Below are 1,527 nucleotides of genomic sequence, written 5' to 3'. Positions count from 1 at the left end.
AGAACTGGAAGAGCAACTGGCCCTCTTTCGCAAAGAAGGCAAGCTCCTGGAAGCCCAACGGCTGGAACAGCGCACCCGCTACGACCTAGAAATGCTGCGAGAGGTGGGCTATTGCAACGGGATCGAAAACTACTCCAGACATTTAACGGGACGCAAAGCAGGAGAGCCCCCCGCCTGCTTGGTGGATTATTTCAAGGCCAACGATTGGCTGCTGGTGGTGGATGAATCCCACGTCACTGTGCCCCAAATTCGCGGCATGTACAATGGCGACCGTGCCCGCAAGCAGGTGCTGGTAGATCATGGTTTTCGCCTGCCCAGCGCCCTCGACAATCGCCCCCTCAAAGCCGAAGAATTTTGGGCCAAGGTTCATCAGTGTATCTTTGTTTCGGCTACCCCCGGCAACTGGGAACTGGAGCAGAGCGAGGCCCAATTTGAAACTCTGGTGGAAGATGGCAAGACCTTGAAGTTTTATGTGCAGGGCAGCGGTCGGGTTATCGAACAGGTAATTCGGCCCACCGGCGTGGTGGATCCTGAGGTGCATGTGCGCCCCACGGCTGGGCAAGTGGACGATTTGCTGGGAGAAATTTACTTGCGATTGGAACGCTCTCGGCAGGGATCTGCCGAACGGGTGATCGTGACCACCCTCACCAAACGGATGGCAGAGGACCTCACGGAATATCTCCAGGAGCGAGGGATCCGAGTTCGCTATTTGCATTCCGAGATCACCTCGATTGAGCGAATTGAAATCCTACAAGACTTTCGAGAAGGGGCCTTTGACGTGTTGGTAGGAGTTAACTTGCTCCGGGAAGGGTTGGACTTGCCAGAAGTTTCTTTGGTGGCCATTTTGGATGCCGACAAAGAAGGGTTTTTGCGAGCAGAGCGCTCCCTGATTCAGATGATCGGGCGGGCAGCGCGGAATGTCCGTGGAACGGTGGTGATGTACGCCGACACCATGACCAGCAGCATGGCCCGGGCCATTGCCGAAACCCAGCGTCGCCGCGAAATTCAATTGCAATACAACCGCCAACACAACATCACGCCCAAGCCCATCGTCAAGAAAAACAGCAATGCCATCTTGTCTTTTTTGGCCATCTCCCGCAAACTTAACGACCCAGATCTGGAAAAAGCCTTTCAAGCTGCGCAAGAGATCCCTCTCTCCGAGATTCCGGAGCTGATCGGCCAACTGGAACTGAAGATGAAAGAGGCCGCCAAAAACCTAGAATTTGAGGAAGCCGCCGAGCTGCGAGATAGAATCAAAAAGCTGCGTCAACGCCTTCTGGGCCATTCTCAGGGCACCTAAAATCCTTGCTCAGATCGGCCAAAATTGAGGTCGGCTTGTGCCACCATGAGCTTGCGGGGCAGCACCAGGGATCCCCAATTATCGATGGGCGTTCGTACCAAACCGGCCATGCAGGACTCCGTCCCACTTAAGCGAGCAGCTCTTTGGGTTGGGCTGACGGTGGGGATAGGTCTCTGGCTCACCCCTGCCGTCGCCTCTGCCTCCTCAGGGATCCCCTTGGCTCAAGC

The 1,527-nt window shown here is 55.6% G+C and carries 1 protein-coding gene; it reads left to right on the top strand.

Annotated elements, in window-relative coordinates; all coding sequences use genetic code 11:
* The coding region (locus NW819_RS12860; protein WP_414413980.1) for a helicase-related protein at positions 1-1,300 on the top strand (1,300 nt) is incomplete at its 5' end.
* Positions 1,301-1,527 lie beyond the last annotated feature (227 nt).

The sequence above is a fragment of the Synechococcus sp. R8-2 genome, assembly GCF_047461715.1.
GTDB lineage: Bacteria > Cyanobacteriota > Cyanobacteriia > Thermostichales > Thermostichaceae > Thermostichus.
Note: the sequence above shows the minus strand (reverse complement) of the source record. Positions and strands in the feature narration are given on the sequence as shown.